Raw genomic sequence first — 24,143 nt, 5'->3', positions numbered from 1 at the left:
TCCGCATCCGGGCAGCGGATTCGGACGGCGCCGTACCGCGAGCGCGGATCTTGTGATGGGGTGCCGGGCATGAGCATCTTTGTTCGTGCCCGGTTCGATGTCCGCGACCGCCGGCAGGACGGCACCGAGCGGAGTGCCACCGCTCTGCACGAGGCGGCCGGTCCGGAGCCGTGCGGCCCGACCTATCGCTGGTTCCCCCTCCCCGAGCCCGGCGCCTATCTGGTGCTGGAGGAGTACGCCGATCCGGCGGCCTCTTCGGCCCCCCAGGAGAACGCCGCCGGGCTGCTGACGAGTCTGGGCCGGTGCGCCGACATGGCGTTCGCCGAGATGTACGGGCCGCTCGGGGCCGGCCGGCCGGACGTCGCCGGCTGAGACGGTGTCCGAGGCCCGCTCGGACGCCCCGCACCCGTATCCGTACGTACGTACCCACTGCCGAGACTCGGAGAACCGCTGCCCGCACGGCCGCCGCGCACCGGTTTCCTTCCGGCGGATCATCCGCTCCGTCAGCTCGTCGGCCTTCCGTCGTCACCGTGCCGTCCGCTGCCACTCCAGCGGAATCACCACGGCACACTTTCCAACGACGGATTCCACTAAACCTGTCCATCTCAATTATTTTTCATGCCACTCTTTTGAGTGATTGCCCACATTAAAACAACACGTCTATGTTCAGTGCGGCGAGCGGCACGGGCCTCGCCGCACGGAACGGCCGTGGCTCCGGCCGCCGTCCGATTGTCAAGTTCCCTAGATTGGTGGCGAAGACGTGACGGTTACCGACGAGACCATTCCCGGCCCCGGGGGCGAGACGCAGAATTCCAGTCTGACGACGGGCGCGGCACGCAATCTGGCCACGACCACCAAGACCGTCCCGCAGATGCAGGGCGTCACCTCGCGCTGGCTGCTGCGGCTGCTGCCCTGGGTGCAGGTCTCGGGCGGTACGTACCGCGTCAACCGGCGGCTGACCTACACCGTCGGGGACGGGCGCGTCGACTTCGCCGTCTCCGGCACCGAAGTATCGATCATCCCCGACGAACTGCGCGAACTGCCCGCGCTGCGCGACTTCACCGACAGCGAGGTGCTCGGCGCGCTCGGCGAGCGCTTCGTCCAGCACGAGTACGCGCCCGGGGACGTGATCGCCGCGGCGGGCACGCCGGCCGACCGCCTGGTGCTCGTCGCGCACGGCCGGGTCGACCGGATCGGCGCCGGCAAGTACGGCGACGAAACGGTTCTGGGGGCCCTGGCCGGGGGCGACCACCTCGGCGACGAGCTGCTCACCGACACCGCCGCTTCCTGGCAGTACACCTACCGCGCGGTCACCCGGGTCACCGTCATGGCCCTGCCCCGGCAGGCCGCGCAGGAGATCACGGACCGCTCCCCGCAGCTGCGCGAACACCTCGCGGCAGCCGGGACGGACACCGCGCCGCCGCGCAACGCCAGTGGCGAGTCGGCCATCGAGGTCGCCTCCGGCCACCACGGCGAACCACGCGTGCCCGGCACCTTCGCCGACTACGAACTCACGCCGCGCGAATACGAACTGAGCGTCGCACAGACGGTGCTGCGGGCCCACACACGCGTCGGTGACCTGTACAGCGACCCGATGAACCAGGTCGAGGAACAGCTGCGGCTGACCATCCAGGCGCTGCGCGAGCGCCAGGAGCACGAGATGGTCAACAACCGCGAGTTCGGCCTGCTGCACAACGCCGACCTCACCCAGCGCGTCCGTACCCGCAGCGGCCCGCCCACCCCCGACGACCTCGACGAACTGCTCGCGACGGTCTGGAAGGACCCGGCCTTCCTGCTCGCCCACCCCAAGGCCATCTCCGCCTTCGGCCGGCAGTGCAGCGCACGCGGCCTGTACCCGACGGCGGTCGACTTCATGGGGCACTCGCTGCCCTCCTGGCGCGGCGTGCCCATCTTCCCGTGCAACAAGATCCCGGTCTCCGCCGACGGCACGAGCTCCTTTCTGGTGATGCGCACCGGCGAGGAGAAGCAGGGTGTCGTCGGTCTGCACCAGACGGGAATTCCCGACGAATACGAACCGGGTCTCTCGGTCCGCTTCATGGGCGTCAGCGACCAGGCGATCGCCAACTACCTGGTGAGCACCTACTACTCCGCCGCGATTCTCGTACCCGACGCACTGGGAATTCTGGAAGACGTGCAGACCGGGCAATGAGCCACCGCATTCCAGCCATGGCAAACCATTGAAGAACCGTTTGCCGAGAAATGACGCACGACGCCGAACGACCGACAGGAACAGGTGAATCCCCCCATGACCACACCGGCGGACCCGACGTCCGGCCCCGGCGCCGTCCCGGGCACCGACCAGGCGCGCACGAGCCTGGCGACAGCCGCGGCACGCAATCTGGCCACCACGACCAAGACCGTGCCGCAGATGCAGGGGATCTCCTCCCGCTGGCTGCTGCGCGTGCTGCCCTGGACCCAGGTCTCCGGCGGTACGTACCGCGTCAACCGGCGCCTGACCCACACCCTCGGGGACGGCCGGATCGAGTTCACCAGCACCGGTTCCGAGGTCCGGGTCATCCCCGCGGAGCTGCGGGAACTGCCGCCGCTGCGCGACTTCGACGACCCGCCGGCGCTGGAGGCGCTGGCCGGCCGGTTCGTCCAGGAGGAGTACGCGCCCGGTGACGTCCTGGTCGAGCGGGGCGCGCCGGCCGACCGGGTCGTCCTGATCGCGCACGGCAAGCTGAACCGGGTCGGCACCGGCAAGTACGGTGACGAAACGGTTCTCGGCGTGCTCGCGGACGGCGACCACCTGGGCGAGGCGGCGCTGCTCTCGCCGGACGCGACCTGGGAGCACTCCGTACGGGCCGTGACGCGGGTGACCGTACTGACGCTGCCCCGTACCGAGTACGAGCAGCTCGCGGACCGCTCCCCCGCGCTGCGCGAACATCTGGAGCGCTTCCGCACGGCCCAGGTACCGCCGCAGAACAAGCACGGCGAGGCGGCCATCGACGTCACCTCCGGCCATGTGGGCGAGCCCGCGCTGCCGGGTACCTTCGTCGACTACGAGCTGGCGCCGCGGGAGTACGAACTGAGCGTCGCGCAGACCGTGCTGAAGATCCACACCCGGGTCGCCGACCTCTACAACGACCCGATGAACCAGCTGGACCAGCAGCTGCGGCTGACCATCGAGGCGCTGCGCGAGCGCCAGGAGCACGAGATGGTCAACAACCGCGAGTTCGGCCTGCTGCACAACGCCGACCTCACCCAGCGCATCCACACCCGCAGCGGCCCGCCCACCCCCGACGACCTCGACGAGCTGATCTCGCGGCGCCGCAAGACCCAGTACCTCCTCGCCCACCCGCGCACCATCGCGGCGATCGGCCGGGAGTGGAACGCCCGCGGCATCTACCCGGCCGGCGCGGAGATCGGCGGCACGGCCGTCCGGGCCTGGCGCGGTATCCCGCTGCTGCCGTGCAACAAGATCCCGGTCAATCCCGACCAGACCAGCTCGGTCATCGCCATGCGGGTCGGCGAGGAGAACCAGGGCGTGGTGGGGCTGCACCAGACGGGTATCCCCGACGAGTACCAGCCGGGCCTGTCGGTCCGTTTCATGGGCATCAATGAGCAGGCGGTCATCAACTACCTGGTCAGCGCCTACTATTCGGCGGCCGTACTGGTGCCGGACGCGCTGGGCGTGCTGGAGGACGTGGAGATCGGACACTAGGCCGCGCCTCCGCCCGGCGCCGGGCCGCGCCTCCAGCCCGCCCGGCGCCGGACCGCACCTCCGCCCCGCCCGGCGCCGGGCCACGCCTCCGTCCGGCCGGACCGCAGCTCCGGCCGGGCACCGCCCGCTGCTCCCGCCCGCAGGGCGCCGGAGCGGCGGGCGGAGTGTGCGTTCCCCTCCGGCCGGCCCGGGACCTTGCGCCCGCATCGGGTGACGCGGGCACATCAGGTGGCCAGGGCGCCCGGACATCGCAAGCGCCGGTGAGGGAGCTGATGTCAGGCTGCCTGGTACGTCTGACTAGGCCTTGCCCGGTGCGGCCGTCCTGGCGGCCCGCTCGATCTTCGCGCAGTAGGCCGCACGGGCTTCTTCCTCGATCCGCTTCTCGTGTTCGGCGCGCAACCCGGTGCGGCCGTCGAGGCACTCGCGCAGGATGTCGGCGTGCCCGGCATGCCGGATGGTCTCTCCGAGGACATGCACCATGACGGCGAACAGGTTCGTGCCGGCATGCGGCTCCGGCCACCACGGCACGCAGCCGGGGGCGTCGAGCGGAAGCTCGTTGACCGTCGCGTCCGAGTGTTCCCACGTGCGCCGGTAGAACCCGGTGATCTGATCGCGGGTCTCGTCCTCGGCCGCCCACAGATCGCTGCCGTCGGAGTCCTGCCACCGGGGCAGCGGTTCCGGGAAAGGACGGTCGAAGACCTCGCCGAAGTACCTGGCCTCGACGGTGGCCACGTGTTTGACCAGGCCGAGGAGGTTGGTCCCGGTCGCTGTCAAAGGCCGGCGGGCGTCGTATTCGGACAAGCCGTCGAGTTTCCAGAGCAGCGCCTCGCGGTCCCGCCGCAGTCTCCCGTGCAGGCTGTCCTTCGCGAACTCATCGATCATGCGGCAGGAGCCTGTCATGGGCTGCACATGGTCTCAAGATCCTGTACCGCTGTTCCCCGACGCCGGCTCCGCAGCGCGTGGGCCGGGCCGGGAACCATGCCGTACGGCGGGCCGTTGACCGTGTGTCGGCAGTGACTGTGGGGCCTGTGGGGCGCTGAGCCGCGTCTTCCGCCCTTCCCGGGCGGCTGCTTCACGCCAGGCCGGGCGGCGCCGGGCGCGTACCGGTACGCGGACACGGCATGGCCGGAATCGGCATGCGGCGGCCGCTCGGCGCCGTCGTCGCGCACCGCCCGACGAGCCCCGAGGGGCGCTCACCGACTTCGTGACGACCGTACGGAACCGAGCCGCCCCCGGCATCCCATCCGGCCGCTTCGCGCAATTCGGGCCGCGAGGAGGTCATTTGTGGGGTGGCCCGTCCTTTTCGGTCGAAAGAACGGGTTCTCCCGGAACCGCCCCGAAGAGCGGATCACGCCTTACGCTCCCTGGTCATGCGCAGAACAATGAGCAGCTTCAGCAGGGCCGGTTTCGCCGCCCTCCTCGCCCTCGTCGTCTCCGTCCTCGGCCTGGCCGGCGCGTCCCCGGCGTCCGCCGCCGACACCCCGGCGCTCGCCTTCACCGTGGACAAGGCACAGGCCACCCCGGGCTCGGACGTCACCGTGACCATGACGTTCACCAACACCGGCACCGCCGACGTGCGGTTCGTGTGGCAGTCGTTCCAGCCCACGTGGGAGACCTCTTCCGCGAGCGGTCTGAAGTACACCTGGAAGACCTGTACCGCCGACCCCGGCGTGACCTGCACCGCTGGCCAGGGCGCCTCGTACGCCGTGCCGATCGCCCCCGGCGCCACCCGTACGGTCACCATGACCTACACCATCGGCGCCGACTCCTCCTGCGGCTACCCGGACGTCGCCTTCTACTCGTACATCTACACCGAGTTCGCCGGTGGCCAGCCCGCCAAGGACGGCACCTACTTCACCCCCGCCACCCGCGTGATCTGCCCGACCACTCCCCCGGCGGGCGCGCAGGCCTGACCCGGCCGCACCACCCGTGCGTTCCGCACGGCGAAACCGCCTTCCCCCACCGGCACCGCACCGGCGCGGCCCCTCGCACGCGTTTCCGTCCCCTTCCGCCCCCTCGGCTTTCCGCTTCGCCGCGCCAGGGGCGTGGCCACGCCCCTGGCGCGGCGGAGCGGCTCCGGTGCCCGGGGGACGAAAGCGACACGACGGCCGTACGGCGGTTGTACGGTTTTCCGACACCTCCGGGCCATAGTGGGCTGCTCGTACCCGTGAGACCGTTACCGCGACGTCTGGGGGGATCGTGAAGAATCGATTCGTTCGTGCACGGACGGTGCTGACGGCGCTCACGGCCTGGGGCGTTCTGGCCGGGAGCGGAGTGGCCTCCGGGGCCACATCCCCGGACAGCACCTCGCAGCCGGGGCGCGCGGTCCGCGTCGCGCCGGGGGTGACGTACCGCGCCTTCGACATCCCCGTGGGGCGCGGCATCGCGCACGGCCACCTTCTGACGGTGGATCTGACCGACCGGCGTGTCGCGGTGGACCTGCTGTACCCCGGCGCGGTCGGCGCGCGGGCCCCGGTCTCCCGGCTGGCCGACGCACAGGCCGCGGTGGCCGCCGTCAACGCGGACTTCTTCAACATCAGCGAGACCCAGCATCCCGGTGTGGAGGCGACCGGCGCCCCCGTGGGCCCGGCCATCGCCTCCGGGCGGCATCTGAAAGCGGCGGTGCCCGACGGCCAGCGCTTCGGCCCCGCCCTGCCCCCGGGGACGAACAACAAGGACGTCATCGGCGTGGGGTTCGACCGCCGCGCGCGGCTGGACCGGCTGTCCCTGCGCGGCGCCGTCCTGACGTCGGCGGGAGCGCTCCCCCTGAAGGGCCTGAACCAGTACGCGCTGCCGGTGAACGGCATCGGCGCGTTCACGTCCCGATGGGGCCCCACTTCGCGCGTCCGGGCGACCTGCGGCACGGACAGCGACCGGGCCGCGCCGTGCAGCACGGAGACGTACGAGGTCACGGTCCGGCAGGGCCGGGTGACGCAAGCCGCGCAGGTGCCCGGCCGGGGCGGCATCCCCCGTGGGACGACGACGCTGGTCGGCCGGGAGGAGGGCGCCCGGCAGCTGCGCAAACTGCACGTCGGCGACCGGGTCCGGGTCGGTCACGCCCTGACCGGGCGGCGTCCCGCGCCGCTGCGCTTCGCCGTCGGCGGCTTCCCGATCGTCCGCGACGACGAGCCGCTGGCCGGTCTGGACACCGTCACCCCGGCCGTACGGACCGCCGCAGGCGTCGGCGCGGGCGGGCACCGGCTGTTGCTGCTGGCCCTGGACGGCGCGCCGGGACGGGCGGGGGCGACGGTACGCGAACTGGCCGACCTGATGGACCGGCTGGGCGCCCGGGACGCGGTCAACCTGGACGGCGGCGGCTCCTCCACGCTCGTCACGCGCGAGCCGGGCAGTCCCGGTTCGATCGTGCGCAACCACCCGTCGGCGGGCGCGGAACGGCCGGTCACGAACGCCGTCGGCGTGTTCGCGCGGGGGTGAGAGCCGGCGGCTGCGGGCCGCACGCCGGCGCGCTCAGGGGCGGACGCTGCTCACCACGTCCGCCGCGCCGGACAGCCCGTTCTGGATGTCGGGCGCCAGGTTGCTGCCCGCCAGATAGAAACCGAGCAGCATACAGACGAGGGCGTGCGTGAATTTCAGTCGTCCGCTGCGCAGGAAGACGACGGTCAGCACGACGAGCAGCACGACGACCGAGATCGAGACAGCCACGACAGAACCTCCTCACCCCGCCGCCCGAACGGACGACAACGGCCGCCAGTGTGGCCCATTCCGCCCCCTTTCCCGCGTCTTCGCGGGTGCGCCATACAGGTGATCACTACGGGTCACCGGCGGACGCGGGCGCGGCCGGCCGCAATTCCCGGCCCGGGCCGGGCGGGAAAGCCGGGCGGGAAATCCGGGCCGGAAAGCGGGTCCGGAAGTCAGATGGGAAGTCGGGGGGGGAGCCGGGCAGTGCGCCGGGTGGGAAAGACGGGGTGGGTGTCGGGGAGGCAGCGCACGGAAAGGGACCGGAGGGAACGCTCGGAAAGAAAGGCACCCGCCATGCGGGACCTAGGTCCCGGACCTTCGGCCGCCCGAACCGGCTTGCGCACCGCCTATATTCGTGGGATGAGCACTTCGCCCGGGCGGCGCGCCCTCCGCCGCTGGATACCGAACCAGCACGGCGCCTGGGCCATGCTGGTCGTGCCCCTTCTGACGGGGGCGCTGCTGGGCGGATTCGACGGGTGGCACACCGTCCTGCTGCCCGCGTGGCTGCTGGCCTACTGCGCGGCGTTCCACGCCCAGCAATACGTCCGGCTGCGCCGCGTCTCCCGTAATCCGCGGGCGCCACGCCGTCATCTCGCGCCGCTCACCGGATTCGGCGCGGCTTTCGCCGTATGCGCCGTACCGCTCGCGGTGGCGCGTCCCTGGCTGCTGATCGCGGCCTTGTGCGCGGCGCCGTTCTTCGCCGTGAACATCGGTTACGCGTACCGCAACAAGGAACGCGCCACGGTCAACGGAATCGCGGCCGTGGTGCCCGCCTGCGGAATGCTGCTCGTCTCGTACCGGCTGGGCAGCGGCACCGTCGATTCCGGTGCCTGGCAGGCCGCCGCGGCCTGCCTGCTGTATTTCACCGGAACCGTGCTGTACGTGAGGACGATGATCCGCGAGCGCGGGAACCGGACCTTCCGGGTGGCGTCGGCCGTTTATCACGGACTCGCGGTGGTGGCCGCCGTCTCGCTGGACCCTTGGCTGGCGGTGCCCTTCGTCCTGTACTTCGTACGGGCGAAGGCGCTGCCCACGCGCCGGGTGCCGGTCGCGGTGGTCGGCGCCGTGGAGGTGCTGTGCTCGGTGCTGCTGCCGGCCTTCCTCGTGTGCGGGCGGCTGTTCACCGGCTGAGGTCACACGGCCGGGGTCCCCCGCCGAGTCGCTACGGCCCGGACTGCTCCGCCTCCCGCACCGGAGCGTCCCCTCCTGTCACGCCGTTCTTCGCGTGCTTGATCTGCGCGTAGACATGGGCGCGCAGCTCGGCGAAGCGCGGGGCGGAGCGGGTGGTGATCTGGTCGCGGGCGGCCGGCAGGTCGATCGGAAGGTCCTCCTGGACGACGGTGGGCGCCGAGGACAGGACGATCACCCGCCGCCCCAGGTAGACCGCCTCGTCGATGTCGTGGGTGACCAGGAGCGTCGTCACTCCCAGCCGTCGCCACAGGGTGAGCAGCAGGTCCTCCAGCTCCGCCCTGGTCTGCGCGTCGACGGCGGCGAACGGCTCGTCCATCAGGAGGACCCGCGGCTCGTACGCGAGGGCGCGGGCGATGGCGACGCGCTGCTGCATGCCGCCGGAGAGCTGCCACGGGTGGGCCGCCGCGGCGCCCGCGAGGCCGACGGCGGACAGGGCCTCCTCGACCAGTTCGCGGCGGCGTGGCGCGGGCACCTTCTTCTCGCGCAGCGGGAGTTCGACGTTCTTGCGCACGGTCATCCAGGGGAAGAGGCTGCGCCCGTACTCCTGGAAGACGACGGCCATGCCGGGCGGCGGACCGGTGACCCGGCGGCCCGCGACCCGTACCTCGCCCGTCGTCGGTGACAGCAGCCCGGCGAGGCACTTGAGCAGGGTCGTCTTGCCGCAGCCGGAGGGCCCCACGACGCACACCAGATCGCCGTCGGCCACCCGGAAGTCGATCTTCCGTAGTGCCTCGACGCCGCCGCGCCCCTCGTAGACCTTGCCCAGCCCGGTGATCTCAAGCATGCCGTCCCCGCTCCCCGCCGCGCGCCAAGTGCCAGGCCAGTATGCGGCGTTCGACGGCCCGGAAGGCGAGCGAGAGGCCGAAGCCGAGCAGTCCGAGGACGACGATGCCGCTCCACATCTCCGGGATGGCGAAGCCGCGCTGGAAGAGGACGACGGTGTGACCGAGACCGGAGGTACTGGCGAACATCTCCCCGATGACCATGAGGATGATGCCGATCGACAGGGCCTGCCGCAGCCCCGCCATGATCTGCGGGCTCGCGGCGGGGAGGACGAGATGGCGCAGCCGTGCGACCCCGTGCAGCCCGAAACAGCGGCCGGTGTCGTCCAGCACCTCGTCCACGGCGCGGACGCCCTCGACGGTGTTGAGCAGCACGGGCCACACACAGCCGGAGACGATGACCAGGACCTTCATCGCGGTGTCCAGCCCCGCGAGCAGCATGATGAGCGGGACGAGGACGGGCGGCGGTACGGCGCGGAAGAACTCCAGTACGGGTTCGGCGGCGGCCCGCAGGGTGCGCGAGGAGCCTATGGCGACGCCGAGGCCGACACCGAGCAGTCCCGCGAGGGCGTAGCCGGTGAGCAGCCGGCCCACGCTGGGCAGGACGTCCTCGGTGATCCGCGCCGAGAACCACACCTTCGCGAAGGCGGTGGCGACCCGGCCGGGCGTCGGCAGGTAGAAGGTGGGGCTCGCGGAGCTGTACGCCCACCAACCGAGGATCAGCAGGACCGGCAGGCCCAGGACGCGCAGCAGGCGCAGTCCCGCGCGCCGCAGCGGCCCGGCGGGGCGCTCGTCTGCCGCGCTCGTCCTCTTGTCCCGCCCCGTACGTGCCGTGCTCACCGCGCCGCCTCGCCCCGTACGGACGGGTGCCAGGCGAGCACCCGGCGCTCCACGGCCCGTACCGCCGTGTTCACGGTGACTCCGACCAGCCCGGCCAGCACGATCAGCGCGTAGACCTCGGTGACCGCGCCGCCGGACTGGGCGAGCTGGATGCGCAGCCCCAGCCCGGGACTTCCGATGACCAGTTCGGCGGTGACGGCGAGGATGAAGGCCACCGCGGCGGCCAGCCGCAGGCCGGTCATCACGTACGGCAGGGCCGTCGGCCACACGAGGTGGCGCAGGTGCGCCCAGCGGCCGAGGCGGTAGCTGCGGGCGGTCTCGCGGGCGACCGGGTCCACGTCGGCCACCCCGTACAGCACCTGGATGAGCACCTGCCAGAAGGAGGCGTAGACGACGAGGAGGAGGGTGGAGCCGGTCTCGGCGCCGAAGAGGAGGGTGGCCAGCGGGATCAGTGCCACGGACGGGATGGGCCGCAGGAACTCGATGGTGGAGGCGGTGGCGGCGCGCAGCCCCGGTACGGCGTCGATGAGGACGCCGAGGGCGACGGCCAGGCAGCAGGCGATGGCGAGGCCGAGCGCCCAGGAGCGCAGGGTCTCGCCGAGCGCGGTCCACAGGGTCGCGTCGCCCAGTTCGGTGGCGAGGCGGCGCAGGATCGCGGTCGCGGGCGGCAGATGGCGGGGGTCGACGAGGCCGAGCCGGGGCACCGCCTCGGCGACGGCGAAGAGGCAGGCCAGGCCCAGGAGGCCGAGTCCGGCGGCGCGTGGTGTGCTCAGCGGCGCCCCGGCGCGTGCCCCTCGGCGGGTCACGGCAGCAGCGCGCCGACGTCGGCGGGCCGTGAGAGGACCCCGTCCTTGCGGGCGAAGTCGGCGATGGCCTGCACGGACGGGCGGTTGATCGCGGTGGGCCACTTGGGCAGCACGATCCGCCGGACGACCGCGGGCGGGATCTTGGTGTACTTGGCGAGTTCCGCGCGTACCGCCTCGGGGTGCGCGCGGGCGTGCGCCAGCGCCTGGTTGACGGCGGCGGTGAAGCGTTTGACCAGGTCCGGTTTCTCGCGGAGCAGTTTCTCGCTGGTGAAGTACATCGCGACGGTGAGGTTGTCGATGGCTTCGGCGAACGGCCAGCACACCTCGTGGGCGCCCTGGTCCTTGGCCTGCGTCTGGAAGGGCTCCACGGTCCAGATGGCGTCCACCCGTCCGGCGGCGAGGGCGGCGGGCATGTCGGTGAGCGGGATCTCGGTGAATTCGAGCTTCTCGGGGTCCCCGCCGGCCCGGCGCACGGCGGCGCGGATCGTGGTGTCGCCGATGTTCTTCAGCTGGTTGACGGCGATCTTGTGGCCGGGCAGGTCCTTGGCCGACTTGATGGCGCTGCCCTCGGGCACGAGGACGGCGCTGTAGTCCTTGCCGCGCCCGGTCTGCCCGGTGGAGGCCACCCCGCTGGCCACGGCCTTGAGGGGCAGCCCCTGTTCCCGGGCGGTGAGCAGGGTGGTGGTGTTGCTGAAGCCGAAGTCGAACTGGCCGCTGACGACACCGGAGGAGCTGTACGCGCCGCCCTGCACCGGCGTGATCTTCGCGTCGATGCCCTGCTTGGCGAAGAAGCCGAGCGACCGGGCCAGGTGGACGGGTGCGGTGTCCACGATGGAGAGCGCGCCGATCTCGATGCTGTCCCGGCCGTCGCCGCCCGGCCCGGATCCGTCGTTCCCGCACGCGGTGAGGGTGAGGAGGAGTGCTGCTGCTGCCGCCGCGGCGGTCCGTAAGCGATACACGCGGGAACCGTAGGGGCGGGCGGTGCCGTCGTCAACGGTGCAGGGGCATCGGGACGGGGTGCACGGGCATCGGGACGGAAGGGAGCCGGCGAGGCGGCACACCGGAGGAGCGGACCACGGACCACGCCGGCGCGCGGGCGCGACGCCCGCCGGTGGCGCGACGTGTCATGGATCACGTCACCCACCGCAACGAAATGCAGATGGTTCGCGTCTTAGCGGCCGACATCCCCCGGACCGCTGCAACGGAAAGCCCTTAGATGACCCCTGCCCCCGCCTCGCACCGCCGCCTCGTGCCGCGCCCTGCGCGGGCCGCGCTGGTCCTGGTGCCACTGCTCGGCATCGGTGCGCTGACCGCCTGCGGAGGCCCCGCGGCGTCCGCGTCCAAGGGCGCTCCGGTACGGGTGTCGCTGAGTGCGGCGAACGGCGTGAAGACGGTGCAGGCAGGGGACAAACTGCAGGTCAGCGCGGAGGGCGGCAGTCTGGTCAAGGTCGTCGTGACCGACCCGAAGGGCCGTCGGCTGCCCGGCGGGCTGGGCGACGGCGGCCGGGTGTGGACCTCCCACGAGCCGACCGTCCCGGCCACCAGGTACTCGGTCGCGGCCGAGGCCCGGAACGCCCAGGGCGGTACGAACACGGTCAAGGAGTCGCTGACCACCGCCCAGGCCGACAAGCTGAACAAGCTCGTGCTGAGCCCCGGCTCGCAGGGCGCCACCGTCGGCGTGGCGCAGCCCGTCTCGGTCACCTTCGACTTCCCGGTGACCGACAAGGCCGCCGTGGAGAAGCACCTGAAGGTCACCACCGACAACGGCACGGCCGGCGCGTGGGGCTGGGTCAAGGACTTCTCCGGCAAGGACCGGGTGGACTGGCGGCCGAAGGAGTACTGGCGGCCGGGCACCAAGGTGGGGCTGCGCGCCGATCTGAACGGCGTGGACTCCGGCGGCGGCCGCTACTTCGCCAAGGATTACGACCTGAACTTCACCATCGGCGACCGCCATGTGATCACGGTCGACCTGGACAGCAAGCACCTGACGTTCACCGAGAACGGAAAGGAGGTGAAGGACATCCCCTTCTCCGCCGGCAAGCCGGATTCGCGGCACTCCACCTGGACAGGCATCTTCCCGCTCATGGCGAAGGAGGGCACGATCACCATGAACTCCGAGACCGTGGGGCTGGGCGACGCGTACGAGAAGACGGTCCGCGACGCCATGAAGCTCACCAGCTCCGGCACCTACGCGCACGCGGCGCCGTGGAACGCCGGCAAGGTGGGCCGGGTCAACGACAGTTCCGGCTGCATCGGGCTGACCGACGCCGACGCCGACTGGCTGTACTCGAAGGTCCGCGTCGGTGACCCGTTCGAGGTCACCGGTTCCTCCGAACGGGGGAGGGCGGCCGAGAACAACGGACTCGGGGACTGGATGGTCGACTGGTCCCAGTGGCAGAAGAAGAGCGCCCTTCCATCGAGCAGCTGACCCCTTACAGAGCCTAGTGTGACGGAATGAGCACCGTGCAGGACCAGGACCAAATAACGGCGTGGGCGCGTTGTCGCCGCCGCGTGCCCAACGGCTTTGCCATCTTCTTCAGCCTTCTGGGGCTGTTCTGCGCCGTCACGGCGCTGATCGGGCCGCTGCGACGCGCCCTGAAACCGGTCATCCAATGGCTGGACACCCTGACCATCGTGGTCGAACCGAACCTCGCGTACGCGGTCTTCCTCTCGCTGCTGGCCGCGGCCATGACCGCGCGCAAACGAGTCGCCCTGTGGTTCGCCGTCGTCTACATGGTGCTGGTCACCCTGACCGACGCGCTCTTCGTGATCGACGGCTACCCGGAGTACTACTTCTCCCTGGTGCTGTGCACGGCCGCGCTGGTCCTGCTGCTGGTCGCGCACCGCGAGTTCTACGCGATCACCCGCCGCGGCGCGTTCTGGCGCGCCGCCGGGGTGCTGGTCGCGGGCCTGGTGGTCTCGATCCTCGTCGGCTGGGGCCTGGTGTCGCTGTTCCCGGGCAGCCTGGAGCGCGGCGCCGACAGCCGACTGCTGTGGGCGGCCGACCGGGTCTGCGGCGGTCTGCTCAGCAACCACCAGTTCCACGGCCACCCGCCGCACTGGATCATCTTCCTGCTCGGTCTGTTCGGCGCGGTGGCGCTGCTGAACGCGGCCCGGGTGCTCTTCCGGTCGCAGCGCATGGAGGCCGCGCTCCACGGTGACGAGGAGACCCGTATCCGGGCGCTGCTGGCCCGTTACGGCGGCCGGGACTCGCTCGGCTACTTCGCCACCCGCCGGGACAAGGCCGTGGTCTTCTCGCCCAGCGGCAAGGCCGCCGTCACCTACCGCGTGGAGGTCGGCGTCTGCCTGGCCAGCGGTGACCCGGTCGGTGACCGCGAGGCGTGGGGCCCGGCCATCGAGGAGTGGCTCAAGGTCGCCGGGCGCTACGGCTGGCAGCCCGCCGTCATGGGCGCCAGCGAGGACGGCGCCAAGGCGTTCGCGCGGAGCGGCCTGAGCGCCCTGCAGCTCGGCGACGAGGCGATCCTGCACGTCAAGGACTTCGACCTGGACGGCCGCGAGATGCGGGTGACCCGTCAGGCCGTCAACCGGGTCGAGCGCACCGGCGCCACCTTCCGGGTCCGCCGGCACTCCGAGCTGTCCGACGCGGAGATGCAGGAGGTCATCCACCGGGCGGACGCCTGGCGCGACACCGAGACCGAGCGCGGCTTCTCGATGGCGCTGGACCGGCTCGGCGACCCCGAGGACGGCGACTGCCTGCTGGCCGAGGCGTTCGACGGCGACGGCAACATGATGGCCCTGCTGTCGTTCGTGCCGTGGGGCAAGGACGGCATCTCGCTGGACGTGATGCGCCGCGACCGCAGCGCGCCCAACGGCGTGATGGAGTACATGGTCGCCCAGCTGTGCGCGCAGGCCGGGCAGATCGGGGTGCGCCGCATCTCGCTGAACTTCGCGGTCTTCCGGTCGGCCTTCGAGGAGGGCGCCCGGATCGGTGCCGGTCCGGTGCTGAAGGTGTGGCGCAAACTGCTGCTGTTCTTCTCCAAGTGGTGGCAGCTGGAGGCGCTGTACCGCTCCAACGCCAAGTACGCGCCCGAGTGGTACCCGCGCTTCCTGTGCTACGCGGACACCGGCGCCCTGGCCCGCATCGGCATGGCGTCCGGCATCGCCGAGGGCTTCGTGGCCGTACCGAGCCTGGGCAAGCTGTGGGGCAAGGGCCACAAGAAGCGGGCGCTCACCCCGGCCAGCACCGCCAACCTGCCGTCCCTGGACGAGCTGGGCCTGGTGGAGAAGCCTGCCGCCAGTGAGGAGGAGCTGCGCGAGCGGGAGCTGGCCGCGCTGCCGGAGCAGGTCCGCATCCGGCACCGCAAGCTGGAGCGGCTGCGCACGGAGGGCACCGACCCGTACCCGGTCGGGGTGCAGCGCACCCACACGCTGGGCGACGTCCGCGACGAGCATCCGGACCTGGAGTCCGGTACGCGTACCGGCAAGGTCGTACGGATCGCCGGCCGGGTGCTGCTCACCCGTGACCACGGCGGTGTGCTGTTCGCCGTGCTGCGCGACTGGTCGGGCGACCTCCAGGTCGCGCTGACCCGTGAGGGCACCGGCGCCGAGGAGCTGGCACGGTTCTCCGGCGACATCGACCTGGGCGACCACATCGAGGCCGAGGGCGAGGTCGGCGCGAGCGACCGCGGTGAGCTGACGGTCTTCGTCACCCACTGGCGGCTGACGGCCAAGTGCCTGCGCCCGCTGCCCGACAAGCGGCGCGGTCTGACCGACCCGGAGGCCAAGGTCCGCCAGCGCTACGTGGACCTGGTCGTCTCGCCGGACTCGCGGGACAACCTGCGGGCCCGCAGCACCGCGGTGCAGGCGCTGCGCCAGGGTCTGATCGAGCGCGGCTATCTCGAAGTCGAGACGCCGATGCTCCAGCAGATCCACGGCGGCGCCAACGCGCGTCCCTTCCAGACCCACATCAACGCCTACGACCTCGACCTGTACCTGCGCATCGCGCCCGAGCTGTACCTCAAGCGGCTGTGCGTGGGCGGTATGGAGAAGGTCTTCGAGATGGGACGCACGTTCCGTAACGAGGGCATCTCCTACAAGCACAACCCCGAGTTCACGATGCTGGAGGCGTACCAGGCGTTCGCCGACTACGACGTGATGCTCGACCTGACCCGTGAGCTAATCCAGGGCGCGGCCGTCTCCGCGTTCGGCAGCGCCACCGCCCGCAAGGCCGGCGCGGACGGCAAGCTCGTCGAGCACGACATCTCGGGCATCTGGCCGGTCAAGACGGTCTACGGCGCGATCTCGGAGGCCCTGGGCGAAGAGGTCGACGCGGACACCGACCCGGACGTGCTGCGGCGTCTGTGCCAGCGGTCCGGGGTGCCGGTGAAGCCCGAGATGGGCCGCGGTGACGTCGTCCTGGAGATGTACGAGCGGCTGGTCGAGGAGAAGACCACGCTGCCCACCTTCTACAAGGACTTCCCCACCGACGTCTCGCCGCTGACCCGGCAGCACCGCAAGGACCCGCGGCTCGCCGAACGCTGGGACCTGGTCGCCTTCGGCACGGAGCTGGGCACCGCCTACTCCGAGCTGACCGACCCCGTCGAGCAGCGCCGCCGGCTGACCGCCCAGTCGCTGCTGGCGGCGGGCGGCGACCCGGAGGCCATGGAACTGGACGAGGACTTCCTCCAGGCCCTCGAATACGCGATGCCGCCGACCGGTGGTCTGGGCATCGGCGTGGACCGGCTGGTCATGTTCCTCACCGGCCTGTCGATCCGCGAGACGCTGCCGTTCCCGCTGGTGCGGCGCCGGTAGGCACCTGCGGATGAAGGGCCGTCCCCGTCTGGGGGCGGCCCTTCGTCGTACCGGAAGGCTCGTACCGGGAGGCGTGGGCCGGGAAGGCACGTACCGGCAGGCTCGTACCGGGACATCCCGTGCCGGGAAGGCCGGTACGAGCCCGGGTCAGCCGCCCAGCACGTCCGGGTTGGCGCAGTGCGCGAGCGGCTCCCCGCGCAGGAAGCGTGCGGCCTCGGCGGCGACGATACGGGCCGCCTTGTGCGCGACCTGGCGGCTGCCGCCCGCGATGTGCGGGGTCAGCACCACGCCGGGCGCGGCCAGCAGGCGGGAGCCCGCCGGGACCGGCTCCTCGGGGAAGACGTCGAAGCCGGCGCCCCTGAGCTGCCCGGACTCCAGCGCGTCGCAGACCGCTTCGTAGTCCACCAGGGCGCCGCGGGCGCAGTTGACCAGGACGGAGCCGTGCGGCATGGCGGCGAGCTGCGCGCGGCCGATCATGCCGCGGGTCTCCTCCGTGAGGCGGGCGTGCAGGGACACGATGCGGGAACGGCTCAGCAGCTCGTCCAGGCCGACCTGCTCGGCGACACCGGCCGGCGCCGCGGGGGCGGCGTACGGGTCGTAAACGAGGACGTGCGCGCCCATCGCTGCCAGCACCTTGGCGACCCGGCTGCCGATCGCCCCGTACCCGACCAGGCCGACGGTGGTGCCCTCGATCTCGATGCCGCACTTGTCGTAGTCGTAGTAGTCGCCGCGCCACACGCCCTGGCGCAGGTCGGTGTGGGTGTCACCGACGCCGCGGGCGGCCGCGAGGAGCAGGGTCAGGGTGTGCTCGGCGGTGGCGGTGGCGTTGCGGCCGGGGGCGTAGCAGACGGCGACGCCGTGCCGGGTGGCGGCGGCCAGGTTGGCGTTGACCGGCCCGCCGCGGCCGACGCAGAACAGTTCCAGGTCCGGGCAGTGGGCGAGGATGCGCTCGGTGAGGGCGGCGTGCTCGGTGACGCAGATCCGGACGCCCTGGAGCGCCTCGATGAGCTGGTCCTCCGTACCGGACGCCTCGTCGACCTCGGCGACCTTGCCGAGCGGGGTGTGCGGCCAGGGCAGTTGCAGCTCCCGGATCTGCCCGGCGGACACCGCGCCGCCGGTGGCCTCCTGGACCGCCTCGGTGAGCAGGCTGGGGAGGATGAAGTGGTTGCCGGCGGCGAGGACGGTGGGGCTGCTCATGGGGGGTCTTTCTCCTGGGGTGTACGGGTCGGTGCGGTCAGTGCAGGGGTGCGGAGACCGGTGCGGGCGTGGCGGGGGCGTTGAGGCGCAGCAGCGCGGCCTGGCCGTCCCGGAGGCGCAGTTCGGTCAGCGCGCCGTTGAGGAGCTGCGGGAAGACGCGCCGGTAGTCGGCGAGCGGGATGCCCAGCAGATGGCAGAGCAGGACCCGGACGAGGGTGGAGTGGGCGACGAGCAGAACGCGGCCGTCCGGGTGGGCGCGCTCGATGTCGGCGAGGCAGTCGGCGGCGCGCAGGGCGGCGGCGCGGGGGTCCTCGCCCCCGGGCAGGTGGTGGCCGACCGGGTCGGCCAGGAACGCCTCCAGCTCGTCCGGGAAGCGCCGGCGCATCTCGGCCTTGGTCAGGCCCTCGCCGCGGCCGAAGTCCACCTCGCAGAGGCGTGCGTCGACGTGCGGGGAGAGCCCGCAGGCCGCGGCGGCGGGTGCGGCGGTGCGCCGGGCGCGGGACAGCGGGGAGCACCAGACGGCGTCCAGGCGGGCGGTGGCGGCCCAGCCGGCGAGGGCCGCCGCCTGCTCCTCACCGCGTCCGGTCAGTGCCACGTCGGTGAGGCCGGCGTAGCGGTTCTCGGCATGCCATTCGGTCTCGCCGTGGCGTACGAGGATGAAGTCGGTCACGGTGCGGCCCTCCTGCGGGCGTGGTCGGCCACGGTCTGGTCGAGCCAGCCACGGCGGGTCAGTTCGTCGAGGAAGCGGAGGTAGGCGGGGAGCAGGCGGGCGGTACGGGCCGGGTCGGGTGTGACCGGCGCGCCGGTGCGGACCATGGCGGCGGCGGCCTCCTGGAGGGTGACGCCGCCGGAGGTGGCGGCGAGCACGGCCATGCCGAGGGCGCCTTCGGCCTGTTCGGGCAGGTGGACGGGGCGGCCGAGCAGGTCGGCGCGGAGCTGCGACCAGTAGGCGTTGCGGGCGCCGCCGCCGGTGAAGGTGAGCGGCCCGTCCACGGGGGCGCCGAGGTGGTCGAGGTAGTCGAAGCAGAGGCGTTCGACGCAGGCGACGCCGAGCAGGCAGGCGTGGAACTCCTGGGCGCGGGTGGGGACGTCGCCGAGGGTGAACGGTTCGGCGTCGGTGGCGCGGAAGGGGAAGCGTTCGCCGCCCGCCGACACGAGCGGGTAGGTGACCGCGTCCCAGTCCCGGCCCTCGCGCGCGGCCTGCGCGGTGAGCGCGTCGAGGTCGTCGCCGTTCTCCTGGGTGAAGTGCCGGGCGATGATGCCCGCGCCGGAGCTGGAGGCGCCGCCGGGCAGCCAGTTCCCGTCCGGCCCGCGGTGGCAGTAGACGACGCCGTGCGGGTCGCGGATCAGGTGCGGGCTGGTGCCCTTGAGGACGAGGGTGGTGCCGAGCACGGCGTTCCAGGCACCGGGGGCGAGGGCTCCGGCGCCGATCTGGGCGGCGCACCCGTCGGTCATTCCGGCGACGACGGTGGTTCCTTCGGGGATGCCGGTGGCTTCGGCCGCCGCCGCGCAGACCGCGCCGAGGACGGTTCCGGGCCGTACGACCTGCGGCAGGACCCGCTCGGGCACGCCGAGGCGGGCCAGTTCGGCGGAGGGCCAGCGTTCGTCGACGAGGTGGTAACCGGTCTTGAGGGCGTGGCTGGCGTCGGACGGTACCTGATGGCCGGTCAGCCGCCAGGTGACGAGGTCGGGCTGGTGCAGCAGCCGGGCGCGCTCGCCGAGGCCGGGGTCCTGGCGCAGCATCCAGAGCAGCTTGGGCAGGGCCCAGGAGGGATGCATGGTGCGGTAGCCGAGGTCATGCCACACCGCTCCCCCGGCCTCGTTGACGGCCTCGGCCTGGTCGGCGGCGCGCCCGTCGTCGTACATGAGGCCGGGGGTGAGCGGGGTGCCGTCGGCGTCGGCGAGGAGGACCGTACCGGAAGTGGCGTCGAGGGCCAGGCCGCGCACCCGGGCCGGGGCGATTCCGGCGAGGGCCGCGCGGCAGGCCGCGGACAGGGCGCTCCACCACTGTTCGGGGTCCTGCTCGTGGCGCCTGCCGTCGCGGTGGCTCGTCAGCGGCCGGGAGGCGGCGGCGAGCAGCTGTCCGGTCCCGTCGACGGCGACGCAGCGGGCGCTCTGCGTGCCGAGGTCGAGGCCGAGCCAGACGGCGTCGGCGGTCAGGGCGTCAGACACGGTGGGGGGCTCCTCGGTCGGGGTGTTCGGGTGGTGCGGGTATCGGGTGCGGCCGGGCCGGTGGCCGGTCGGGGGCTTCGGGGGTGTTCTTGCGCCCGGCTCCGGGGCGCCAGCCCGCCTCGCGAGCCAGGTCGCGCCAGTACAGGAAGTCCTCGTACAGCTCCGCGTACCGGGCGGTGCGCTCCGGGTCGGGCTCCCAGCTGGACCGCATCCGTACGTACTGGGTGGCGGCGCTGTGCATGCTGGACTCGGCTCCGGACAGCACCAGGCCGGTGAGGAAGGCGCCCTTGGCGCCGAGTTCGGTGTCACCGGAGCGGGCGGTCGGCACGCCCGTCGCGTCCGCGATGAGCGCGCACCACGCGTCGCTGTTGGCGCCGCCGCCGCACAGACGCAGTTCGGTGACGTGCGTACGGGAGGCGGTCAGCGAGTCGCGCAGCACGAGCGAGAGGCCGTCGAAGACCGCGCGGGCCAGGTCGGCGCGGGTGTGTTCCAGGGACAGGCCCCAGAACCCGCCGCGGGCGTGTCCGTCGAGGAACGGGGCCCGCTCGCCCGCCGGGGAGAGGTACGGCAGGAACATCAGGCCGTTCGCGCCCGGCTCGGACTCGAAGGCCAGCCGCGACAGTTCCGGCGGGCCGGACAGGTGCAGGGCGCGGGCGGCCCAGCCGAGCACTTCGGCGCCGTTGAGGGTCGGGAAGGCGCGCAGGACGCGCTCCCGGCCGCGGTAGGCGATGGTGATGCCGGACGGTTCGCCGGTGGTGTCCACGGTCGTGCGGACGATCTCGGTGCACAGGGTGGTGCCGAGGATGCTGCACGCCTGGCCGGGGTTGACCACGCCGACGCCGCGCGCGGTGGCGGCGATGTCGTACGGGGCCATGACGACCGGGAGGCCGGCGGGCAGCCCGAGCTGGCCGGCCGCGTCGGACGTCATCTCGGCGATCCGCTCGTGCTCCCCGAGCACCTTCGGCAGCAGCCGCTCGTACGCGGCCAGGCCGAAGAGGTCGATGAGGTACGGGTCGTACGCGCCGGTGGCGTGGTCGAGGAAGGGCGCCGAGGCGTCCGACTCGTCGACGGCGATGACGCCGGTCAGCCGCAGGAAGAGCCAGCCGGCGGCGGTGAGCGAGGCGTGCGAGCGGGCGAGCCGGTCCGGGTCGTGCCGGGCCAGCCACGCGAAGATCGAGTTGGGCATTCCGGCGCAGGTCAGCGAGCCGTTACGGCGGAAGGCGGCCTCCAGCACGCCGTCCCGCTGCCACTGGCCGACGAGATCGCCCGCCCGGCCGTCGGACCACAGGATCGCGGGCCCGGTGGGGCGGCCGCGGTCGTCCACGAGCCAGGCGCCGTCGCCCTGGGCGGTGAAGGAGACCAGCCACACGGGGTCGGCCGGGCCGGGGCGGCCGGCGAGTTCGGACAGGGCGTTGCGGACGGTGAAGACGACGGCGTTCCAGACGGCGTCCATGTCCTGCTCGGCGCGGCCCGGGCGGGGGCGGAGCACTTCGGTGCCGAGCCGGGAGACCGCGATCTCGCGGCCTCGGTCGTCGAAGACCACGGACTTGATCATCGTGGTGCCGACGTCGATGGTCAGTACGGACATCAGGTGCGTCCTCTCACGCCGGTGACGGGGCGGACGGCGTGGCGGCCGCGGTGGGAGCCGCCCCCGCCGGTGCCGTGCCCGGCTCGTCCGGCAGCTTCAGGAAGACGGTGAGCACGGTACTGACCGCGTACATCCCCGCGAAGATCCAGACCACTCCTTCGACGCCGAGCGGTCCGGCGAAGACCGCGACGACGGCCGGTCCGACGAAGGTGCTGGCGCCCGCGCCCAGGTTGAGCGCCGCCAGTGCCTGGCCCTTGTGGCGCGGCTCCAGCGAGGGCATGAGTGCCGATATCGGGACGTATCCCGCCAGCGTAGCGCCGTAGAACGCGGCGACCACCAGAGCGAGGCCGAAGTTGGCGCCCGCCGCCTGCGGTACGTAGAACAGCAGCAGGGTGCTGACGGTGCAGCCCGCGCCGCCGCACCAGGCGATGGTGCGGCGCCAGCCGAACCGGTCGCCGATCATGCCGCACAGCAGATTGGCGACGATGTTGGTCGCGAACATCGCGCTGAGCAGGTGCAGCCACTGGGTGAGGCTGAAGCCGACGGTCCGGGTGAAGTGCACCGGCAGGATGACGAAGAACCCGAACTGCGAGGCTGTGTTGACGGTCCGTACGAGCGCGCCGGTGCCGACCCGGGGGTTGCGCCACAGGATCGTGACGCTGCCGAGCAGGGTGGCCATCGGTCCGTCCCCCTCGGAGCGCGGCCGCGGGCCGCCGCGGTCGTCGCGGACCAGCAGCAGCGCGATCAGGCCGCCGGCGGCGACCAGCACGAGGGCGGCCCACAGCGTGGCGTACGCGCCGATGTGCGGGATGAGGCCACTGGCGACCAGCGAGCCGAGGGTGGGCAGACCGCCCGTGAAGGCGAACCAGAACCAGCCCATGGCGGTGCTGAGCCGGGCCCGCGGCGCGACCCCGGCGATCCACACGAGGAACCCGTAGGCGAACAGCGGATAGCCCAGGCCGCGCAGGCCGTAGCCCAGCATCATCAGGGGGTAGCTGCCCAGCGGGACGGCCGCGGCGAGGAAGACGATCTGGAAGGCGCCCCAGATCGCGAGGCCGCTCCACATGACGCGGCGCGGGCCCCACAGCTCGGACAGCACGCCGGACAGCCAGGCGGCGACGCCCGCCGCGATGCCGTAGACGGTGAACAGCAGTGCCACCCGGGGCTCCGGGACCCCCTGGTCGATCAGGTACGGCGAGAGGTAACCGGACTCGACACCGTCACCGATCATGAACAGCAGCAGGCCCAGATAGCCCCAGGCCAGGGTCGGCGGTATGCCCAGGCGTGTGATCGGCGAACGCGGAGGAGGGTTCGTCATCGAATCTCCCCTTTCTCAGGCGGCAAGGGGTCTGCGGAGCGGACGGAGCCGATGCAACAGTTCGGCCGAAACGGGCGTCAATGGTGGCTGGAAATCTTCACACCGGGCCGGTGGCCTGCCATGTTGCGTCGTACCGGCACCGACCGGTGAGGGCCGCGCCCCGCGCGCACGCCACGTTAAATCCGTGCGAACATAACGCGGCGAATTCACACGGCGTACGCCGCGCCCCGGCCGCCGGACGGCCCCGGCACGGCGCGGAAGGCAGGCACCATGGACCGGCTCGAAGCCCAGGAGGAGCGGCGCCGCCGCCTGCGCGACACCGTCATCGCCCGCGGCTTCGTCCGCACCTCGGACCTCGCCGAGGAGTACGGCGTCAGCCTGATGACCGCCCACCGCGACCTGGACGCCCTCCAGGCGCAGGGCTGGCTGCGCAAGGTGCGCGGCGGGGCGACCGGTCTGCCGTCGGCGCAGTTCCACGGGAGCGTGGCCGACCGGATGGCGGTGATGGCACCGGTCAAGCAGGCTCTGGCGCGGGCCGCGGCGACCCTGCTCGTACCCGGCCAGACCGTCCTGCTCGACGACAGCACCACCTGCCTCCTGCTGGCGCACCGGTTCGCCGAGCACACACCGCTGACCGTCATCACCAACTCGCTGCCGGCCGTCACCACGCTCGCCAAGGAGCCCGGCATCTCGCTGATCACGCTGGGCGGTGCCTACTTCCCGGCGTACGACGCGTTCATGGGCCCGCACACGGCGGACGCGGTACGGGACTTCCGCGCCGATGTGCTGTTCCTGTCGACCACCGCCGTCACCAACGGCCGCTGCTACCACACCTCGCCGGAGACGGTGCAGGTCAAGCGGGCGATGATGGGGAGCGCGGCGCGGCGGGTGCTGGTCGCCGACCACACCAAGTTCGTCAAGGGCGGCTTGTACGCGCTCGCGCCGCTGACCGACTTCGACCTGCTGATCGTGGACGACGGACTGCCGGCGGCCGAGATCCGGGCCGTACGGGCGCGGGGCACCGAGGTGCTGGTGGTGCCGCGGCCCTGAGCGCACGGGCGAGCGGCCGCGGCGCCCGGATCGGCAGGTACCG

20 protein-coding genes are annotated in these 24,143 nt (G+C 72.2%); 9 read left to right on the top strand and 11 right to left on the bottom strand.

Features of this window, described 5'->3' with window-relative positions; all coding sequences use genetic code 11:
• Nucleotides 1-69: 69 nt before the first annotated feature.
• The 3 genes from JXZ78_RS21940 (at nt 70) to JXZ78_RS21930 (ending at nt 3,685) form a co-directional block, all read left to right on the top strand.
• Entirely contained in the window at nt 70-372 is a 303-nt protein-coding gene (locus JXZ78_RS21940; protein WP_050502882.1) for a hypothetical protein, read from the top strand.
• A 388-nt stretch (nt 373-760) separates the two neighbouring features.
• Nucleotides 761-2,170: a family 2B encapsulin nanocompartment shell protein gene (locus JXZ78_RS21935; RefSeq protein WP_238783288.1), complete on the top strand. Its 1,410-nt coding sequence runs from the start codon at nt 761-763 to the stop codon at nt 2,168-2,170.
• A 96-nt stretch (nt 2,171-2,266) separates the two neighbouring features.
• Nucleotides 2,267-3,685 (top strand): family 2B encapsulin nanocompartment shell protein, encoded by a 1,419-nt coding sequence (locus tag JXZ78_RS21930; protein WP_238783287.1) that lies wholly within the window; start codon nt 2,267-2,269, stop codon nt 3,683-3,685.
• A 297-nt stretch (nt 3,686-3,982) separates the two neighbouring features.
• Here the strand turns inward: JXZ78_RS21930 and JXZ78_RS21925 are convergent, their stop codons facing one another.
• Nucleotides 3,983-4,567 (bottom strand): DinB family protein, encoded by a 585-nt coding sequence (locus JXZ78_RS21925; protein WP_030023300.1) that lies wholly within the window; start codon nt 4,565-4,567, stop codon nt 3,983-3,985.
• 488 nt (nt 4,568-5,055) lie between these two features.
• Between JXZ78_RS21925 and JXZ78_RS21920 the strand changes: the two genes are divergently transcribed.
• Both JXZ78_RS21920 and JXZ78_RS21915 read left to right on the top strand, forming a co-directional pair.
• A complete protein-coding gene (locus JXZ78_RS21920) occupies nt 5,056-5,598 on the top strand; it encodes a COG1361 family protein (RefSeq protein WP_030023301.1) in 543 nt (180 codons plus the stop codon).
• A 286-nt stretch (nt 5,599-5,884) separates the two neighbouring features.
• Nucleotides 5,885-7,120 (top strand): phosphodiester glycosidase family protein, encoded by a 1,236-nt coding sequence (locus JXZ78_RS21915; RefSeq protein ID WP_030023302.1) that lies wholly within the window; start codon nt 5,885-5,887, stop codon nt 7,118-7,120.
• A 33-nt stretch (nt 7,121-7,153) separates the two neighbouring features.
• Here the strand turns inward: JXZ78_RS21915 and JXZ78_RS21910 are convergent, their stop codons facing one another.
• On the bottom strand, nt 7,154-7,348 hold the full coding sequence (locus JXZ78_RS21910; RefSeq protein WP_030023303.1) for a hypothetical protein: 195 nt from the start codon (nt 7,346-7,348) through the stop codon (nt 7,154-7,156).
• Nucleotides 7,349-7,744: 396 nt separating this feature from the next.
• Between JXZ78_RS21910 and JXZ78_RS21905 the strand changes: the two genes are divergently transcribed.
• Entirely contained in the window at nt 7,745-8,515 is a 771-nt protein-coding gene (locus JXZ78_RS21905; protein WP_030023305.1) for a YwiC-like family protein, read from the top strand.
• Nucleotides 8,516-8,546: 31 nt separating this feature from the next.
• On the opposite strand, the gene JXZ78_RS21900 is transcribed toward JXZ78_RS21905, so the two are convergent.
• From JXZ78_RS21900 to JXZ78_RS21885, 4 genes are all read right to left on the bottom strand, one after another.
• The gene (locus JXZ78_RS21900) at nt 8,547-9,359 is read right to left on the bottom strand and encodes an ABC transporter ATP-binding protein (protein ID WP_030023307.1); all 813 of its coding nucleotides are present in this window, start codon (nt 9,357-9,359) and stop codon (nt 8,547-8,549) included.
• Nucleotides 9,352-10,131: an ABC transporter permease gene (locus tag JXZ78_RS21895; RefSeq protein ID WP_050502888.1), complete on the bottom strand. Its 780-nt coding sequence runs from the start codon at nt 10,129-10,131 to the stop codon at nt 9,352-9,354. The genes JXZ78_RS21900 and JXZ78_RS21895 overlap by 8 nt, the downstream gene beginning before the upstream one ends.
• 62 nt (nt 10,132-10,193) lie before the next feature.
• On the bottom strand, nt 10,194-11,003 hold the full coding sequence (locus tag JXZ78_RS21890) for an ABC transporter permease (protein WP_372498434.1): 810 nt from the start codon (nt 11,001-11,003) through the stop codon (nt 10,194-10,196).
• Entirely contained in the window at nt 11,000-11,962 is a 963-nt protein-coding gene (locus JXZ78_RS21885; RefSeq protein ID WP_030023312.1) for an ABC transporter substrate-binding protein, read from the bottom strand. The genes JXZ78_RS21890 and JXZ78_RS21885 overlap by 4 nt, the downstream gene beginning before the upstream one ends.
• 257 nt (nt 11,963-12,219) lie before the next feature.
• Between JXZ78_RS21885 and JXZ78_RS21880 the strand changes: the two genes are divergently transcribed.
• Together JXZ78_RS21880 and lysX are read left to right on the top strand one after the other, a co-directional pair.
• Nucleotides 12,220-13,431, top strand: coding sequence for a L,D-transpeptidase (locus tag JXZ78_RS21880; protein WP_030023313.1), 1,212 nt, complete (start codon nt 12,220-12,222; stop codon nt 13,429-13,431).
• Nucleotides 13,432-13,457: 26 nt separating this feature from the next.
• Complete coding sequence (gene lysX / locus JXZ78_RS21875) at nt 13,458-16,775, top strand: bifunctional lysylphosphatidylglycerol synthetase/lysine--tRNA ligase LysX (RefSeq protein WP_030023314.1); 3,318 nt, start codon at nt 13,458-13,460, stop codon at nt 16,773-16,775.
• Nucleotides 16,776-16,922: 147 nt separating this feature from the next.
• On the opposite strand, the gene JXZ78_RS21870 is transcribed toward lysX, so the two are convergent.
• The 5 genes from JXZ78_RS21870 to JXZ78_RS21850 are packed head-to-tail and all read right to left on the bottom strand — an operon-like array spanning nt 16,923 to nt 23,050.
• Nucleotides 16,923-17,972 (bottom strand): 2-hydroxyacid dehydrogenase, encoded by a 1,050-nt coding sequence (locus JXZ78_RS21870; RefSeq protein ID WP_030023315.1) that lies wholly within the window; start codon nt 17,970-17,972, stop codon nt 16,923-16,925.
• 37 nt (nt 17,973-18,009) lie between these two features.
• A complete protein-coding gene (locus JXZ78_RS21865) occupies nt 18,010-18,642 on the bottom strand; it encodes a histidine phosphatase family protein (protein WP_030023316.1) in 633 nt (210 codons plus the stop codon).
• Nucleotides 18,639-20,144: an FGGY-family carbohydrate kinase gene (locus JXZ78_RS21860; protein ID WP_030023317.1), complete on the bottom strand. Its 1,506-nt coding sequence runs from the start codon at nt 20,142-20,144 to the stop codon at nt 18,639-18,641. Before JXZ78_RS21860 ends, JXZ78_RS21865 begins: the two co-directional genes overlap by 4 nt.
• Nucleotides 20,137-21,732, bottom strand: coding sequence for an FGGY-family carbohydrate kinase (locus JXZ78_RS21855; RefSeq protein WP_030023318.1), 1,596 nt, complete (start codon nt 21,730-21,732; stop codon nt 20,137-20,139). The genes JXZ78_RS21860 and JXZ78_RS21855 overlap by 8 nt, the downstream gene beginning before the upstream one ends.
• A 13-nt stretch (nt 21,733-21,745) precedes the next feature.
• Nucleotides 21,746-23,050, bottom strand: a complete 1,305-nt coding sequence (locus JXZ78_RS21850; protein ID WP_030023319.1) for an MFS transporter — start codon at nt 23,048-23,050, stop codon at nt 21,746-21,748.
• A gap of 270 nt (nt 23,051-23,320) precedes the next feature.
• Here JXZ78_RS21850 and JXZ78_RS21845 point away from each other — a divergent pair, with 270 nt between their 5' ends.
• Nucleotides 23,321-24,100, top strand: a complete 780-nt coding sequence (locus tag JXZ78_RS21845) for a DeoR/GlpR family DNA-binding transcription regulator (RefSeq protein ID WP_030023320.1) — start codon at nt 23,321-23,323, stop codon at nt 24,098-24,100.
• Nucleotides 24,101-24,143 lie beyond the last annotated feature (43 nt).

It is taken from the genome of Streptomyces monomycini (genome assembly GCF_022271435.1).
GTDB classification, from domain to species: Bacteria; Actinomycetota; Actinomycetes; order Streptomycetales; family Streptomycetaceae; genus Streptomyces; species Streptomyces monomycini.
The sequence above is the reverse complement of the archived record's forward strand: the minus strand, read 5'-3'. Positions and strand labels throughout refer to the sequence as shown.